The following is a 1,168-nucleotide window of genomic DNA, read 5'->3' on the forward strand; positions in this document are numbered from 1 at the left end:
CGCTGCCCCCACCGCCAAGTGCGGTGGGGGCAGCGGTCGCTGCGCTGAGTGCGGCTGGGTGGCGGGATGGCTGAGTGCGGCTGGGTGGCTGAGTGGCTGCCTACGGTCAGCCCAGGTCGGGGTTGAGGGATGCGCGCCGCACGACGATGTCACCGATGATGGTGTGCGCGTACACCCGGACGCTCTTGTCGGCCTCGCAGGCCACCACCGCGCCGTCGAGCAGATCGAGGGACCGGTACACGGTGCCCACATGGGCGTCGAGGTCGAGGACGGCGCCGATGCCCTGGGCGATGGCGATGTCCAGCAGGCCCGACGCGGTTTCGAGCACCACCGGGCCCCGTACGGTCTCCTCGATGCGGATGTCGCCCTGCGCGGACCGGGCCTCGATCCCGGCGTGCGCCCGGCCGATGTCGAGGTCGCCGCTGTCCGCGTACACACGCACATCTCCGGTCACCTCGCCGATGCGGGTGTTGCCCGTGGTCCTGTTGATCTCCGCCGCGCCGTCGATCTCCCGGATGCTCACGTCGCCGGACCCCGCGACGGCCTCGACGTCGCCCACCGCACGTTCCACGGTGACGTTGCCGAGGACTGACGACAGGTACAACGGCCCCGTGTGACCGAGCCGGATGTGACCGCAGCCGGTGGTGATGCTGCACTCCCCGAGGCGGCCCGCGCAGTGGAAGTCCGCGGCGAGGGCCGCCGCCTGCACCCGTGAGCCGCCCGGCACCTTGATGTCGACGATGACGGCTCCGCTCCCGGGCAGGCCCTGGGCCTTCGGGACGGACACCACCAGCTCTCCGGCCGCGTACGAGACGCGGGCCAGCGTCGCGGTGGCCACGTCGCACTGGTCGTTGTGGTCGCTCGGGCGCACGTCGACGACGGTCGTTCCGGCTCGGTCGGCGGCGGCGATCCGGACCTGGCCGAGGTCGAGGCCGACGCCGGCGAGGATCGGTTCGGGTGTGTCGAAGTCGTATATCGGCATCTGACTGCCCTCAGGCGGATAGCAAGCAGCCCGTGGCCTCACTGGGAGGTGCCACGGGCTGTTGGGATGGGTGGGAGGGGATCTGGCTGGGGGTGGTGCTGAGGGTGGGTGGGTCTAGTGGGTGCGGTCTTTGTTGAAGTGCTTCATGGCCCAGGCGTAGCCGAGGAGGCTGATGGCGGTGCACCA

1 protein-coding gene is annotated in these 1,168 nt (G+C 70.7%); it reads right to left on the reverse strand.

The window, feature by feature from the left end:
* Nucleotides 1-106: 106 nt before the first annotated feature.
* Entirely contained in the window at nucleotides 107-982 is an 876-nt protein-coding gene (locus tag FGD71_RS34990) for a DUF4097 family beta strand repeat-containing protein (protein ID WP_119104594.1), read from the reverse strand.
* Nucleotides 983-1,168: the final 186 nt, after the last annotated feature.

Origin of the sequence: Streptomyces sporangiiformans (assembly GCF_005768555.2) — a bacterium.
GTDB classification, from domain to species: Bacteria; Actinomycetota; Actinomycetes; order Streptomycetales; family Streptomycetaceae; genus Streptomyces; species Streptomyces sporangiiformans.